This window comes from Rhodococcus sp. IEGM1428 (genome assembly GCF_050321865.1).
Taxonomy (GTDB): Bacteria; Actinomycetota; Actinomycetes; order Mycobacteriales; family Mycobacteriaceae; genus Rhodococcoides.
The window spans coordinates 236,028-250,848 of record NZ_JBNQFW010000005.1 but is presented as its reverse complement, the minus strand read 5'-3'; the positions used below and the strand labels follow the sequence as shown (position 1 = coordinate 250,848).

At 63.1% G+C, this 14,821-nt stretch carries 13 protein-coding genes; 7 read left to right on the top strand and 6 right to left on the bottom strand.

Annotation, left to right across the window (positions count from 1 at the left end):
* Positions 1–65 precede the first annotated feature (65 nt).
* Together ACQR3T_RS22375 and ACQR3T_RS22370 are read left to right on the top strand one after the other, a co-directional pair.
* Positions 66–1,133: an endonuclease/exonuclease/phosphatase family protein gene (locus ACQR3T_RS22375; RefSeq protein WP_428694970.1), complete on the top strand. Its 1,068-nt coding sequence runs from the start codon at positions 66–68 to the stop codon at positions 1,131–1,133.
* A 7-nt stretch (positions 1,134–1,140) separates the two neighbouring features.
* Complete coding sequence (locus ACQR3T_RS22370; protein WP_428694865.1) at positions 1,141–1,539, top strand: ASCH domain-containing protein; 399 nt, start codon at positions 1,141–1,143, stop codon at positions 1,537–1,539.
* 229 nt (positions 1,540–1,768) lie between these two features.
* On the opposite strand, the gene ACQR3T_RS22365 is transcribed toward ACQR3T_RS22370, so the two are convergent.
* Positions 1,769–1,906 (bottom strand): hypothetical protein, encoded by a 138-nt coding sequence (locus ACQR3T_RS22365; protein ID WP_428694864.1) that lies wholly within the window; start codon positions 1,904–1,906, stop codon positions 1,769–1,771.
* A 189-nt stretch (positions 1,907–2,095) separates the two neighbouring features.
* On the opposite strand from ACQR3T_RS22365, the gene ACQR3T_RS22360 reads away from it, so the two are divergent.
* Positions 2,096–3,937 carry a DUF222 domain-containing protein gene (locus tag ACQR3T_RS22360; RefSeq protein ID WP_428694863.1) on the top strand — a complete coding sequence of 614 codons (1,842 nt, stop codon included), beginning with the start codon at positions 2,096–2,098 and terminating at the stop codon, positions 3,935–3,937.
* A gap of 83 nt (positions 3,938–4,020) precedes the next feature.
* Here ACQR3T_RS22360 and ACQR3T_RS22355 read toward each other — a convergent pair whose 3' ends face one another.
* The 3 genes from ACQR3T_RS22355 to ACQR3T_RS22345 form a co-directional block, all read right to left on the bottom strand.
* Positions 4,021–6,168 carry a glycosyltransferase family 39 protein gene (locus ACQR3T_RS22355; RefSeq protein ID WP_428694862.1) on the bottom strand — a complete coding sequence of 716 codons (2,148 nt, stop codon included), beginning with the start codon at positions 6,166–6,168 and terminating at the stop codon, positions 4,021–4,023.
* A gap of 102 nt (positions 6,169–6,270) precedes the next feature.
* Positions 6,271–6,777 (bottom strand): class F sortase, encoded by a 507-nt coding sequence (locus ACQR3T_RS22350; protein ID WP_428694861.1) that lies wholly within the window; start codon positions 6,775–6,777, stop codon positions 6,271–6,273.
* A gap of 180 nt (positions 6,778–6,957) precedes the next feature.
* Complete coding sequence (locus ACQR3T_RS22345) at positions 6,958–8,403, bottom strand: ice-binding family protein (protein ID WP_428694860.1); 1,446 nt, start codon at positions 8,401–8,403, stop codon at positions 6,958–6,960.
* 402 nt (positions 8,404–8,805) lie between these two features.
* Here ACQR3T_RS22345 and ACQR3T_RS22340 point away from each other — a divergent pair, with 402 nt between their 5' ends.
* Positions 8,806–9,489, top strand: a complete 684-nt coding sequence (locus ACQR3T_RS22340; protein WP_428694859.1) for a TetR/AcrR family transcriptional regulator C-terminal domain-containing protein — start codon at positions 8,806–8,808, stop codon at positions 9,487–9,489.
* Positions 9,490–9,741: 252 nt separating this feature from the next.
* On the opposite strand, the gene ACQR3T_RS22335 is transcribed toward ACQR3T_RS22340, so the two are convergent.
* Positions 9,742–11,433, bottom strand: a complete 1,692-nt coding sequence (locus ACQR3T_RS22335; protein ID WP_032380493.1) for an MDR family MFS transporter — start codon at positions 11,431–11,433, stop codon at positions 9,742–9,744.
* Positions 11,434–11,525: 92 nt separating this feature from the next.
* Complete coding sequence (locus ACQR3T_RS22330; protein ID WP_428694969.1) at positions 11,526–12,797, bottom strand: MFS transporter; 1,272 nt, start codon at positions 12,795–12,797, stop codon at positions 11,526–11,528.
* Positions 12,798–12,888: 91 nt separating this feature from the next.
* Between ACQR3T_RS22330 and aroQ the strand changes: the two genes are divergently transcribed.
* The 3 genes from aroQ to ACQR3T_RS22315 all read left to right on the top strand — a co-directional run bounded on the left by aroQ (position 12,889) and on the right by ACQR3T_RS22315 (position 14,753).
* On the top strand, positions 12,889–13,323 hold the full coding sequence (gene aroQ, locus ACQR3T_RS22325) for a type II 3-dehydroquinate dehydratase (RefSeq protein ID WP_428694968.1): 435 nt from the start codon (positions 12,889–12,891) through the stop codon (positions 13,321–13,323).
* Positions 13,324–13,386: 63 nt separating this feature from the next.
* On the top strand, positions 13,387–14,145 hold the full coding sequence (locus ACQR3T_RS22320; RefSeq protein ID WP_428694858.1) for a DsbA family protein: 759 nt from the start codon (positions 13,387–13,389) through the stop codon (positions 14,143–14,145).
* 20 nt (positions 14,146–14,165) lie between these two features.
* Positions 14,166–14,753 (top strand): vitamin K epoxide reductase family protein, encoded by a 588-nt coding sequence (locus tag ACQR3T_RS22315; RefSeq protein WP_428694857.1) that lies wholly within the window; start codon positions 14,166–14,168, stop codon positions 14,751–14,753.
* The last annotated feature ends 68 nt before the right edge of the window (positions 14,754–14,821 follow it).

The window sequence follows — 14,821 nt, the reverse complement described above, 5'->3', positions numbered from 1 at the left end:
GCACGCTTGCTTGTTAATTCGTAACCTTACGTTCGCTTGCCGTCCCTACGGTGACGACTGTGAAAATGTCGAGACTCGCAGCCGTCACCGTTACCCTCGCTTTCATGGCCGCCGGTTGCTCCTCTGTGAATCCAACCGCTGCGGACCCGGCCCCCGAGGAACCGTCGAGCATTCGGGTCGCGACGTTCAATGCGAGCCTCAATCGATCAGCGGCCGGGCAGTTGGTGACCGACCTGCAGGGCGAGAATGCTCAGGCCCGCGCGGCGGCCGATGTGATCTCGGCGAACTCGCCGGATGTGTTGTTGGTCAACGAGTTCGATTACTCGGGTGACGATGCGGTGAGGCTCTTCAACGACAACTATCTGGACAAGCAGTACCCGTACTCCTTCACTGCGCCCGTGAACACCGGGGTCGACTCGGGACTCGACCTGGACAGGGACGGCGCGCTCGGCGGTCCGGGCGATGCCTGGGGTTTCGGGCAATTCCCAGGTCAGTACGGCATGGTCGTGTACTCGAAGTTTCCGATCGCGACCGATTCGGTACGCACGTTCCAGAACTTCCTGTGGAAGGACATGCCGGATTCCCTGCTGCCGCGCGACTATTACGGAGAGGTGTCCGACGCTCTGCGTCTGTCCAGCAAATCGCATTGGGACGTGCCGATCGACGTGAACGGCAAGACGCTGCACGTACTGGCCTCGCACCCCACTCCCCCGTCTTTCGATGGTCCCGAGAACCGCAACGGCAAACGCAACCACGACGAGATCCGGCTCAGTGCCGACTACATCTCGGGCGCGGATTACCTGTACGACGACAAGGGCGTGCGCGGCGGACTCGAAGAAGGAGCGTCGTTCGTCATGCTGGGCGATCAGAACAGCGATCCGGTCGACGGCGATTCGGTTGCGGGTGCCATCGCGCAGGTTCTCGATCTCCCTCGGGTTCAGGATCCGGCCCCCACGTCCGATGGACATGGAACGGACACAGCCGATTTCGCAGATCCGACGCCGGGTGACCTTCGCGTGGACTACGTGTTGCCGTCGGACGATCTGACGGTGATAGATTCGCAGGTGTACTGGCCTTCGGGCACCGAGCACCCGTCGGACCACCGACTGGTGTGGGTCGACCTCGAAATATGATGTGTGCGTGACCGATCTACCGATAGTCGAATTCGCATACCCGGGTGCCTTGCGGGACGCCCTGGTTGCGGCCGTCCTGTCCGGTGCCAAGACCACGACGGCAAGTCTGGTGGTCCAGTACACCGACGAAGAGTTGCCGAAGGTCGGCCAACGCGGTGCGGTGATCGACTCGGCGGGCCTGACGGTGGGAATCATCGAGACCATTGCCGTCGATGTCGTTGCACTGAAGGATGTTTCGCTGCAACATGCCCTCGACGAGGGTGAGGGTTACGCCGATGTGGCGCAGTGGCGAGCCGGACACGAAAGATTCTGGCAATCGGCCGATGTTCGCGAGGAACTGGGAGATCCGCACCTCACCGTGAACGACGACACTCGGGTGGTACTGGAGCGATTCACACTCGTGTGAGCGTGGCCCGCGGCCGTGCCGCTGCCATGATGACCAACGCATTTTCCGGAGTGTGGATCTCGAGTTCGACGGAATTCCGTGGTCGAGTGTGCGGCCCGGTAACCGAGCCGGGTCGAATTTGTGTGTAGGCCTCGACTATGGCGTCGAGCTGGTCGAGGACGCAGGTGAACCAGTCGACCGGGGATCGCGAAGAACTCGAAGACACCCAGAGCATCGATCCAGAATTCGGTCACTCCGCGAGATTCGCCGTGGGGATGGTGACGAACATGGGCATGCCGTACAGGCCACGAAACAGCTCGGGCGCGGTGGCGTCTGGGCCCGGAATCGATACTGGGCTCGCCTCGAAGGCGGGGTAGTTCTCGTTCATGATCACCATCATGAAGCGTGACGCGACGTCCGGGTCAAACAGTGTTGTCGGTGGGTGGGTGTATAGACACTTCATCTCCAAACCTTGTTCATTGCAGCATGATTGGGGTTGACGACTGGTTCACATCTCGGTATCATCGAACATACGTTCTATATTTGTTCGGAACATCTGCCGGGGGGCGAAGACACAGTGACCACATCGACGCGCAGTCGGTTCGCGGCCTATCTCGGCCCACAACCGAAGCCGTACATCGCGCCTGCTTCGTTGGCCGAGATGCGCGATGTCACGATTCTGGAGAACCAGGCGTGCGCTCGCAAGGTCGCTCTGGCCGCCGCCATCTGGGATACGTGCATTCATCAGAACGTGCTCGTCGGTGATGTCATTCAGGACGCGGGCAACTATGCGGCTTCCGAAATTGCGCACGTTCTTGGCTGCTCGAAGACCGTCGCGAATACGTACGCCGAGGTCGGGATGGATCTTCGGCTTCGACTTCCTTCCGTCGCGGCCGCATTCGGGGCCGGCGAACTCGATTTGCCCCGAGTCCGCGCGATATACCGCTGTACCCACAATCTGACGCAGGACGCGGCGACGGCTGTCCAAGACGAGGTTCTGCAGGCTGCCCGACGCCTGTCGCCCGGTCCGCTCGCGACCGAAATCTGGTCGATCATGTACCGCATCGCTCCCGAGCAAGCGGCCGCTTTACGCAACGACCTGGAACGGCATACCAACGTCACCTACACCGACAAGGATGTGCTGTCGACGCTGAAGGCCGACCTCACTGCGGCCGACGCTGCGGCTGCCTGGCAGCTGATCAACGAGATGGCCGCGACCGTGTGCCGACGCGATCCGCGAAACCGAGGGCAGAAGCGTGCCGCCGCGTATGTTGCTCTGCTGCATCAGGAGTCATCGATGGCATGCATGTGCGAACCCACCGAAGACAACCCGTGCACGGCCGATACCTCACGCCCGGATCGGCGTGCGCCGCTGACGGTGATCACGGTCGACCTCGCCACGCTCGCTGGTCTGCTGTCCAATCCTGCTCACCTGGCCGGCCACGGCACCATCGATGCCGAGTACGCCCGCGAACTCGCCGACAACGCTCACTGGCAAATTCTTCTCACCGAGGCACGCAACCTTGCCGAGGCACTCGGTTTCGGCGAAGACCTGGAGTCGCTCATCGACCTCGAGACCGAGACCGGCACTGGCACTGGCGACAAGGGTGCAGAAAGCAGGGCCGACAGCGGCAGCAGCAGGACGAACCACAGCGGATCGAGAGGTGACCAGAAGAAGTCCAGAGGATCGAAGGTACGCAAGACAAAGAACAGCAGGTCCGAGGGCAGCGGGTCACACATGATGTTTCATCCGCTGGGGCGCGGACGTCGCCGAGACGGCGCCGCAATTCCTCGCCCGCCCAGATCGCAGACTTCCGCGCCTCCATCACGGAACAGCTGTGTCGTCACTCCGTATCGGGGCACTTACACCTTTGTTGCAGAACTCGAAGCAGCAATTGCCGCCGATCCAACTCTTGGGCTCGCCCTGCACCCGGACGGTCATGGAGGTCTGCTGCTGCCGCCACCCGGAGCCCTCGTCTATCGGCCGACTGTCGCACTTGCAGAACGCATTCGATATCGCGACCGCACCTGTCGGCACCCGGGCTGCGATGTCGCGGCCCAGCAATGCGAGATCGACCACATCGTGCCGTACTTTCATCGCGATCCTGCGACCGGTGGCTGGACCATCGACACCAATCTGCATTGCCTGTGCCGCTACCACCACAGTCTCAAGACCATGGGGCTGTGGACACCGGTGATGCTCGCCGATGGTGTCGAGTTCTGGGTCTCGAACGCCGGCACCACAGCGATCACTGTTCCCGGCACCACGCAACTCGCAGACCTGAGCCATCTGCCCGCCGTCTATCGCAGGCCCAAAGGTCAAGCGATGCAGGCGGATACCTCGGGCCTTGGGATCGTTCAGCCGCAGCCCGCGCCAGTACCTACGTCAGCGCCCGACGGTGATCCTTCGCCCTTCTGATGGATCTCGGGTCAGTACGCAGAAGTTCCACCGCAGTCGAAGTGTCTGCGGTGGAACAACTGTGCCTGATCGGTGTCCGGGTGTCAGCCCGTGTAGGTACTGAGGTCGTACACCGTCGCGCTACCGACGGTGCTGGCGGTGAAGTTCGCCTCGACCCATTCCTGGATCTGCGGGGAAGTGCTCGTCGAGTCGCCGCCCATTCCCCCACGAGCCATGCCGCCACCCATTCCGCCCGACACGTAGTAGGCGACTTCGTGGTTGGAGACGTACTGGATGAATTCGTCGAGAGTCGGGGCAGGATCGCCGCTCCATCCACCGATCGCCATCACTGCCGTATCGGACGCCAACTCGTACCCCGCAGCCGACTGCGAACCGTTCACTGCAGCAGACCATGTCGTCGACGTGGACTCGAGGAGCGTCGTCAACTCTTCGTTGGACTCACCGCCCATGCCACCCATACCGCCCGTGCCACCAGCCGTGGCACCGTCACCGGTGCCGAAGCCGGCTGGAAGATCGGCCGCGTCGGCGGCAACGCCAGCCGCAGTACCATCCGGTGCTGCGCCACTTGGCATTGCACCACTGGGCATCTCACCGCTGGGCATTGCACCACTGGGCATCTCACCGCTGGGCATTTCACCGCTGGGCATTTCACCGCTGGGCATCTCACCGCCTCGTGTCTCACCAGGAGCACCACCACCCATTCCGCCGTCGGTGACTGCACCGGTCGGGCCCGCGGTGGGGATGGATCCACTGTGCGCATTCGTCGTCGTGGCGATCGCATAGGAAGCGCCACCGCCGAGACCGGCCACGGCGCCGAGGATCAACGCAGCGGCAGTGAGCTTTCGGTACCGCCCGGCGAGCAGAATCATCACGGCCGCAACGATGGTTCCCGCCAACAGAATCCACTTCAACGCCGGCAGCCAATCCGCGTTGCGGTGCAGCAGCACCCAACTCCAGGTGCCGGCCGCAATCATCATCGCTGCCATACCTGCTCTGCCCCAGATGGATTCACGCCGGAGCCACAGTGCGTAGCCGCCGGTTCCGATCATGCCCGCAAGTGCAGGAGCGAGCGCGACCGTGTAGTACGGGTGGATCGTGCCGGACATGTAGCTGAAGATCAGCGCCGTCACCAAGAACCAACCGCCCCACAAAATCAGGGACGCACGCAGCAGGTCGGTCCGCGGCGCTCGACCACGAGCGATCAGACCGAAGACCAGCGCCACCAGAGCAGCCGGGATCAGCCACGAAATCTGGATTCCCATTTCGCTGCCGAACAGGCGGTCCAGACCGGTCGACCCTCCGAAGCTCGATCCTGCTGCCCCCGCGCTCATTCCGGCTGGAGCCTCCATGCCGCCTCCACCGGTGTTACCGAAGATACGACCGAGCCCGTTGTAGCCGAGCACCAGATCCATCACGGTGTTGTCGGTGGACCCGCCGATGTACGGGCGCGCACTTTCCGGCCACAGCTGAACCGTCACCACCCACCAGCCGGCGGCAGCGATCAATGCCGCGAACGCACCGACCAGATGCAGCAGTCTTGCGCGCAATTGCGCCTGTCCGGCAACCAGATACGTGAGACCGAACGCCGGCAACACCAGCAGCCCCTGCAACATCTTCGTCAGGAACGCGAACCCGAGCGCCACGCCGGCGAAGGCCAGCCACATCGCGGCCCGTCGACCGGCCGATGTCTGCAGAGAGCGCACGACGAAGTATCCGCCGAGAGTCATGAGCAGCACCAGCAGCGCGTCGGGATTGTCGAAGTCGAACATCAGCGCGGCGGCAGGAACGGACGCCAGAGTGAAGCCGGCGAGCAGGCCGGCAGTGGGATTCGCGACCCGCTTGACCGAGGCATACACCGTCGCCACTGCGGCGACACCCATCAAGGCTTGCGGAAGCAGAAGACTGAAGCTCGAGAACCCGAACAGACGGGCCGACAGTCCCATCACCCACAGTGCGGCCGGTGGCTTGTCCACGGTGATGAAGTTCTCGGAATCGAGTGATCCGAAGAACCACGCCGTCCAGTCCTTTGTGCCTGCCTGCACCGCCGCGGCGTAGAACGTGTTCGCGTAACCACTTGCGGTCAGGTTCCACAGATACAGGGTTGCGGTGGCTGCGAGCAGAATCAGCAGCCCGAGCAGGTGCCGGCGGCGATACCACCACGTGTCCTGCCAGGACGGCTGGCGGGCGTGCGACGGGGGTATCGCGGCCGGTCGGTCGATTTGGGCAGTCATCGCAAATCCTGTTCGTCGAAGTTGTCGACTACGAGAGTGTGCGATGGACCGTCGGCCCGGCTGGGAGCAGCCTGCGAGGTTGCTGTGAACGCGTGAGCTCGGTCAGACGCGATCGGCGTACACGACGATGTTGTCGTCGTAGCTGGAGATGTCCGAGTCGAACTCGCCGCCACAGGTGATCAGGCGCAGACCGGCATGATCGATGTCGCCGTACACCTCGTCGGTGGGAAACGCGTCCTTCGGATACTGCTCCACCGCGCTGACGACGAAGCGGACGGTACCGCCCTCCTGGTCCGTGACGGTGACGTCGTCACCTTGCGCGAGATCCCGGAGTCGATAGAAGACTCCCGGGCTACCGCCCCAATCCACGTGTCCGGCAAGGATCGACGGCCCCAACTGGCCCGGGATGGGCGACCCCGTGTACCAGCCTGCGGGAAATCCACCCGGCGGAACTTCCATCGAACCGTCCGAACGTAGACCGAGACCCATCACGTCGGAGTCGACGTCGATCGCTGGAATATCGATGCGCGCGGGAGATGACCCGGCCGCCGGTGAGTTTGCCTGCGCTGCAACCTCACCGGTAGAAGTATCGGGTGCCTGTGTGGACACGGCCGGCGACTGTGAAGTGCGTTCCGGCGGCGCCGCGTCCGAGGGCGTTGCACAACCGGTAAGAAGCAACAGGAGCATGAAGCAGGCAGCGGCCACTGCCCGCACCGCGCCCCGGGACAGGGTCGCGGTGCGAGCAGATTCAGCCGGAGGTGCGCACACCGTGGCTACGGATCTCACAGATCAGCGCCGACGGCGAGTCATCATCGTGACCGATACTGCCCCGACCGTGAGCAGAGCGAGAAGAGTCCACATCGTCACGATCGACGAATCGGTCGACTGTGCGACGGTGCTGCCGTCACCGGTATCCACTCCACCATTGGGAATCTGCGTGATCTGCCCACCCGGGTTGTACGTACCCGGCTGATCCGGGCCACCGGGTGTGGTCGGCTGGTCGGGAACACCGGGCGTGTTCGGCTGATCGGGCACGTTCGGCTGATTCGGCACATTCGGCTGGTTCGGGACGTTGGGCTGGTTCGGGACGTTGGGCTGGTTCGGGACGTTCGGCTGGTTCGGGACGTTGGGCTGATTCGGCACGTTCGGTTGATTCGGCACGTTGGGCTGGTTCGGGACGTTCGGGACACCGGGGATCGGCGGGATCGTGATGCCGGGGATCGGAGGCAGACCCGGAATCGGGGGCACTTCGATGACAATCGGCGGCGTACCGCCACCATCACCCGGTGTACCCGGCGTCCCGCCACCATCACCCGGTGTACCCGGCGTCCCGCCACCATCACCCGGAGACGTTGTGGTCACCGGCGGAGTGGTCGTGACTGGAGGCGTTGTGGTCGTGACTGGAGGCGTTGTCGTGACTGGAGGAGTCGTGGTCACCGGCGGCTGCGTAGCCCCGCATCCCGCAGTGCTGATCGTGTTCCGGTCAAGGGTGACTGCGCCGGTCAGAGCCAGGAGCCGTCCCTGCACATCGGCACCCGTCGTCGCCGTGATCGACGCCTGCGCCATGATCGTGCCGACAAAATCGGTGCCAGTGCCGAGGGTGGCCGAGCTTCCGACCTGCCAGAACACGTTGCACGGGCTGGCCCCGTTGATCAGCGAGACCCTGCTGTCCGAACCCGTGATGAGAGTGGATCCAGCTTGGAAGATGAAGACTGCGGCGGAGTTTCCTTGGGCGTCGAGCGTCAGCGGTAGAGACCCGGTCAGTCCGAGTGTGTCGCCTTTGTACAAACCGGCATACCGCGTGGTGCCCCCGAGCTCGACGGGGACCAGTTCCGGACCAGTCCTGTTGGCAGCATCGGTATATGCAACCTGCAGAGCAGCTTTCGCATTCAATGCCCGTTCGTTCTTGTCGTCGATCACGCCGTTGGTGATTTGGCCTTGCAACAAGCCGGAGACGCTGGAAGGTTGCCCGTCACCTGGGCTCACACCCACGGATCCGGATATCACAGACCCGCCCGCGTCGGTCACGGTGGAGCCAGCAAGTATCGCGTACGGGCTTGCGGCACCGAGACCGACCGTAGGGACAACGACTGCAGCAGTTTGAGCCTCGCCGGCCGAAGCATTGACCAGCATGAGCGCACTGGTTGCCAGCGCGACGGTGCCGACGAGAGGAATCAACGCCGAGCCCTTGCGTCGGGATGTGGACGGCGCAGGACGGTGTTGCGGAACGTACATGTTGTGTACCGATCTGATGGAGGAAGTTCGAGTGAGACTTGTTGTCGCACAGCGAATTATGGGTATCGATTCCCCCGACGAGAGTCGACTGTGAGATTCCGCGACGGTCGACGATGTTCACTGGATTTCACCAGGGGCGTCGAGGTCTCGCAGAGTCCGTAGTTCGGTGGATCGCCGGCCGACTGTCTGCAACCGAGCGAATGAGATGGAAGACCAGCGGAGGCTCATGGCCCACTCCGCAACAAAGAGTTTCCCCGTATCTCTACGGTGTAGAGCTACAGCTGACCACGTGTATGGTCATGGGTCAAGCGAAAAGCGTTGATGAACAACAAGTTTGTTTGTGGACCGAAAGCCGACTGGCGTGCCGCTTACCTTGATTTACCGAAAATGGTGAAGCACTTCATGACACCCTCGGACCGATCCAATCAACCTCCCCGCGACAAGATCGATCGTGAATACGTCGTATCAGCCGCCTTGGCCATCATCGATGGCACCGGACTCGACAGCCTGACCATCCGCAGTCTGGCCGTGTCGATCGATCGCGACCCGATGACCATCTACCGTTACGTTCCAACCAAAGAGGCCCTGCTGGACTCGGTCGCCGATTCGATCCTCGGAGGCCTCGTAGCGGTCGACGAGACCGACACCGACTGGAGACGTCAGCTGACCATCTTCGCCCGGCATTACCGCGAGCTCGCCCTCGAACACCCGCGGGCGGCAGTTCTTCTGGCGACGCGGCCCCGGGCTACGCCACTCGGACTGGGCACCACGAGGTCGTTGGTGTCACTCGAAGGCATCCTCGGTCTACTGGCCACTGGCGGTTTCACCGTGCCCGAAGCACTCTCGGCCTACCGGCTGCTGATGTCCTTACTACGCGGGCATGTGCTCAGCGAGACCCAGGAGACAACGGATCATCCAGACGAGACAGGGGACAGATTGAGCCTCGCGCTGCGCAGACTGCCGATCGGAGACTTTCCCATCATGTCCGTCATCCCCCCGCTCATCACGGAATACGACGGTGCCCACGAACTGAACCGTGGATTGGACGTCCTGTTCAACGGCCTGCGCCACATCCCGAACACCTGACTCCGACCCACGACATCGCAGCTCGGACCCGGCGAATGGGCGCAAGAGCCTGTGCGGCGTCTCAGGTGAAGTCGAGCAGGATCGCGACGCACGGACGAAGCGCTCCACCGGATCCGGTCGCTACAGCGCAACCAGTAGAGCCACCGCGCCGCCGTCTCTGCATCCCGCCAGCCTTGTCGGTTCGCCGACCACCTGCTCGATGAACCGATGGTGTCCGTGCCCATGAGGTCACTGCATCGGCAGTCACCGCATTTACAGCACAGGCCCGGTCTCGTTCGCCTTCTCTTCGTCTCGCTGCTGCTGCGCTGCAGCCAGCCCCGACATCGTGCGCAGCGGCACCTCTTTCAGGAAGAGCACCAGCACGAACCCGATGACCATCAGGATCGACACGGCCAGGAACACGTAGTCCATGGCATCCGAGAAGCCGATCCGGAACGGTTCGGCAAGTGCGGGTTCGAGCTTCTGAATGAACGAGCTGTCCTGCAGCGCACTCCCGGCGACCGAGGCGTCACCCGACGCAATGGCCCGGGCGAACCCGGATTCCAGTGGATCGGAACTGCTTGCCGCAGTCTGCACCGCTTGCTGGAAGGCCGGCGTCGAGCTCGCGGCGATCAGTGCATCGCCCGTCTTCGGGGTCAGCTGAGTGAAGAGCATCGACAGGAACACCGCCACACCAACCGTCGCACCGATCTGGCGGAAGAACGTTGCGGCAGAGGTCGATACACCCATGTCCTTGGGCGGCATCGCGTTCTGGATCGCGAGCGTCAGCGGTTGCATCATCGAACCGAGACCGAGACCGAACACGCCCATCACGACCATGGTCTGCCACAGCGGAGTATCGGCGTGCACGTAGTGGAACGTGAACATCGCGATCGCCATCAACGCGGTGCCGATGATCGGAAAGATCTTGTAGCGCCCCGTCTTCGAGATCATGCGACCCGACACGATCGACGCGATCATCAGTGCACCCACGAGCGGCAGGGTTTGGTAGCCGGCCAGAGTGGGCGAGGATCCCTTGACCACCTGCAGGTACTGCGGTAGCAGAGAAATGCCACCGAACATTGCTGCGCCGGCGATGACGCTGACGGCAATACACAACGAGAACAACGGGTTTCGGAAGAATCGCATGGGGATCAGGGCGTCGTCGCCCATCTTGATCTCGGCGAGCACGAAGGCGATGACGCCGACGATGCCGATTCCGAAGCACAGCAACGCTCGCGGCGAGCTCCAGCCCCACACGCGACCCTGCTCGGCGATGATGAGCAGCGGCACCAGCCCGACGCTGAGCAGCACTGCGCCCCACCAGTCGACGCGCGCCTCGCGGCGGTACACCGGCAGGTTCAGCACTCGCCACACCACCACGAGTGCGATGATGCCCAGCGGCACGTTGATGTAGAAAACCCAACGCCAGCCGGTGATTCCGAGGATCGACGACTGCCCGGCGAGCAGCCCACCGATGACCGGCCCGAGCACACTCGAGGTACCGAAGACGGCCAGGAAGTAGCCCTGGTACTTGGCTCGCTCACGCGGCGGCACGATATCCCCGATGATGGCCAGCGCCATCGACATCAGACCACCCGCCCCCAGGCCCTGAATCGCGCGGAAGGCGGCGAGCTCGTACATCGACGTCGCGATGCCGCACAGCATGGACCCGACGACGAAGATCGAGATGGCCGTCATGAAGAACGGCTTGCGCCCGTACAGATCGGAGAGCTTGCCGTAGAGCGGGGTCGAGACCGTCGAGGTGATGAGGTAGGCCGTTGTCACCCAGGCCAGAACCGAGAACCCGTTGAGATCGTCGGCGATGGTGCGCACAGACGTCGACACGATGGTCTGGTCGAGGGCAGCGAGGAACATGCCCATCATCAGGCCCGACAGAATGGTCATGATCTCGCGGTGCGAATACTCGCCGCTCGCGGGAGTCACTTCTCGCTCGGTTACCATCTCTTTAGTGCACCTTTACGTAGCGTTTGCTTGTGTCCTACAACGATATTCGGACCACCAGCATGCTCGCAGAAAGCTGTCTAAGCAAAGGTTTATTTGCGACGAATCCGGTCTCGCACCTCACGCATCGTGTGCGGATGAATTCCCTCCGCCGCGAGCACTCGTCTGGTCTTGCGGCGCGTCAGCAGAACTCCGGTGATCGCGACGATCCACACCGGGAATTGCACGAGCAAGGCAACCCGGAAACCGTCGAACGTGTAGCCGCCCATTGCGTCGAGAATCCAACCGATCCCCGCTATCACCAACAGCGACGCCAGGAACCCGCCGATGTTCACCATCCCCTGAGCCGTCCCCAGATTTGCGCTCGGATTGAACGTGCGGGCGAGGTCGAAACCGATCACCGAACCGGGACCACCCACGGAGATCACCACCACGAGCAACACCAGCAACCACAGCGGCGCAGGCCCGGGAAGAGACAGCACGATGGCCCACATCGCGGCGTTGCTGATCATGATCGCCAGCACCAGCCACGACCGTCGCATCGGGTAACGACCGGTGAGGAGACCGACCACGATGCCCGACACCACCGCGGCCGCAACCGACACCGTCAGCAACGCTCCGGCCGTCGACGCCGACAGGCCCTGCGCCGACGTCAGATACGGCACACCCCACAGCAACGCGAACACCGTGATCGAGAACTGGGTGCCCATGTGGGAGAAGAAGCCGAGCCGTGTGCCGGGGCGTCGCCACACCTGCGCGATGGCCGCGATGGTCTGTCGCAATGACGTGGGCTCGGTATCGGGAGTGCTGCTGTCATCGGGACGATCTCGAACCAGCGCGATGACGAGCACAACAGCAAGCAGCCCCAATGCAGCCGCGCTGCCGAATGCGAACGTCCAGCCCGGCCCGTTCAACAGAATCAGGAACGGGACCGCCGAGAGCACCTGACCGAGTTGGCCGAGCAGACCCGTCAGCTGCGAGACGATCGGCACCCGCCGCGGGGAGAACCAGCGCGGCACCAACCGCAAGACCGAGATGAAGGTGAGCGCGTCGCCCACGCCGACGAACGCGCGAGCGGCCACCGCGACCGGGAGCGACTCGGTGAGTGCGAGGGTGATCTGCGCCGACGCCATGATCAGCGCGCCCGCGGCGATCATCCTGCGCGAACCGATCCGATCCAACAGCACGCCGGCCGGAATCTGCATCGCCGCATACACGATCACCTGCAACACCACGAACGACGACAGCAGAGACGGCGACACCGAGAACCGATCAGCCGCACTGAGACCAGCGACTCCGAACGACGTGCGATGCAGCACCCCGATGATGTAGGCGAAGACACCGACGCCCCACACCACCCCCACGGTTCTCCCTGTAGTCACGAGACGATTGTGTCAACCACGCTGTGGAAAGATCAGACCCGGTAGTTCGTGGAGCAAGAAAGTGAGTGACGTCATGGCCAAGCAGCTGTTGGTGCTCAACGGTCCGAATCTCAATATGCTCGGCACTCGGCAGCCCGAGGTGTACGGCCACGCCACCCTCGCCGATGTCGTCGCCCTGTGCGAGAAGACCGCCGCCGACCTCGGACTCACCGTGAAAGCAGAGCAGTCCAACCACGAGGGTCAGATCATCGACTGGATCCACGAGGCCCGCGGGGTGGCGTCGGGCATCGTCATCAACCCCGGTGGACTGACGCACACCTCGGTGGCGCTGCGCGACGCACTCGTCATCCCGGAGGTCCCGATCATCGAGGTGCACATTTCCAACGTGCATGCCCGCGAGGAGTTTCGACACCACTCCTTCGTGTCGCCTGTCGCCAGTGGCGTCATCGCCGGACTCGGTATCGACGGATACCGCTTCGCCATCGAACGACTGGCTGCTCTCATCTGACGCTGCTCTGATCTGACACTGCTCTCATCTGACACTCAGGTTGCCCTGCCTAAACTGGTCGCCGTGAACACCAGCAACAAGGCATCGAAAGACATCAGGGCTATGCAGAACGGCGACAAGAATCGTCGAACGCTGATCCAGATCGTCGTCGCTGTGGTTCTCATCGCGCTCGTTGCAGCAATTGCCTTGTTCATCGTCAACAGGAACACGACGTCGGGTGAGGCATCGCCGACGATGGGGGCAGGCATGTCGAGCGGGGACCAGCTCACTCCCACGTCGTTGACCGACTCCGGTGCCATCCGCTTCGGCAATCCCGACGCCGCCACCGTCATCAGCGTCGTCGAGGACTTCCAGTGCCCGGCGTGCAAGAACTTCGAGTCCATCAGCGGGTCGACGTTGCAGCAGCTGGCCGACGCGGGCAACGTCGCGGTGGACTACCGACCCATCTCCATTCTCGACCGCTTCTCGAACGGCACGATGTACTCGACGCGTGCCGCGAGCGCCTCGATCTGCGTCGCCGAGAACGACCGGGACAGCTGGATGGACTGGCACAACGCCATGTTCGCGGAGCAGCCCGCCGAGAACGGCACCGGATTGACCGACGATAAGCTCGTCGAGATCGCCACCTCCGCCGGAGCCGACTCCCCCGCCACCGCGTCGTGCATCACCGACGGCAGCTACACCGATTGGGTAACCAGCCAGACGCAGTCCGTCATCGGCGAGGGCATCAACGGGACGCCGAGCGTGCGCGTCAACGGCACCGACGTCTCCAACCCGACTCCGGAGAACATCCTCGCCGCCGCTGCAGCAGCCGGTAACTGAGCGGCAGCCGGTACCAGAGCATGAGGACCCGCGCCGGTGCTGCAGTCTTCACTGTCTTCAGCGCGATCGGGCTACTCGCTGCGCTGACCCTGACGATCGAGCGATTCAAGTTGCTCGAGGACGCGTCGTACGTACCGTCGTGCAGCCTGAATCCGGTGCTCTCGTGCGGTTCGGTGATGGTGACGAAACAGGCTGCGCTCTTCGGCTTCCCGAACCCCATCCTGGGCATCGTCGCGTTCTCGGTTGCGCTCGTCGCCGGGGTGCTGTGGCTCGGCCGCGTCGAATTGCCGCACTGGTTCTGGCTCGGCATGAGTGGCGGCCTGCTGCTCGGTGAAGTGTTCGTGCATTGGCTGATAGTCCAGAGCCTGTACGAGATCGGCGCACTGTGCCCTTACTGCATGGTGGTGTGGGCCGTGACGATGCCGCTGTTCGTGCTGGCTCTGAGCCGCCTGATCGCCACCGCCTCGCACAGCACCGGCCCGAACAACGGCGGCACGATCGGCCGTCTTTTCCTCGAATGGCGGTGGACGCTGCTCGCCGTGTGGTACGCAATCGTCATCGCGCTCATCGGAATCCGCTTCTCGGACTACTGGACCTCCCTGCTCTGACAGTTTCGCAGATCTGAGTTTCACTGCTCTGACAGTTTCGCAAAACTCATGAGTCGATCGGTTGCACC

Coding starts and splice junctions, on each gene's coding strand:
- ACQR3T_RS22315 (WP_428694857.1), top strand. CDS start 14,166: ATGAGGACCCGCGCCGGTGCTGCAGTCTTCACTGTCTTCAGCGCGATC.
- ACQR3T_RS22335 (WP_032380493.1), bottom strand. CDS start 11,433: ATGGTAACCGAGCGAGAAGTGACTCCCGCGAGCGGCGAGTATTCGCAC.
- ACQR3T_RS22375 (WP_428694970.1), top strand. CDS start 66: ATGTCGAGACTCGCAGCCGTCACCGTTACCCTCGCTTTCATGGCCGCC.
- aroQ (WP_428694968.1), top strand. CDS start 12,889: ATGGCCAAGCAGCTGTTGGTGCTCAACGGTCCGAATCTCAATATGCTC.
- ACQR3T_RS22345 (WP_428694860.1), bottom strand. CDS start 8,403: ATGTACGTTCCGCAACACCGTCCTGCGCCGTCCACATCCCGACGCAAG.
- ACQR3T_RS22340 (WP_428694859.1), top strand. CDS start 8,806: ATGACACCCTCGGACCGATCCAATCAACCTCCCCGCGACAAGATCGAT.
- ACQR3T_RS22365 (WP_428694864.1), bottom strand. CDS start 1,906: ATGAACGAGAACTACCCCGCCTTCGAGGCGAGCCCAGTATCGATTCCG.
- ACQR3T_RS22355 (WP_428694862.1), bottom strand. CDS start 6,168: ATGACTGCCCAAATCGACCGACCGGCCGCGATACCCCCGTCGCACGCC.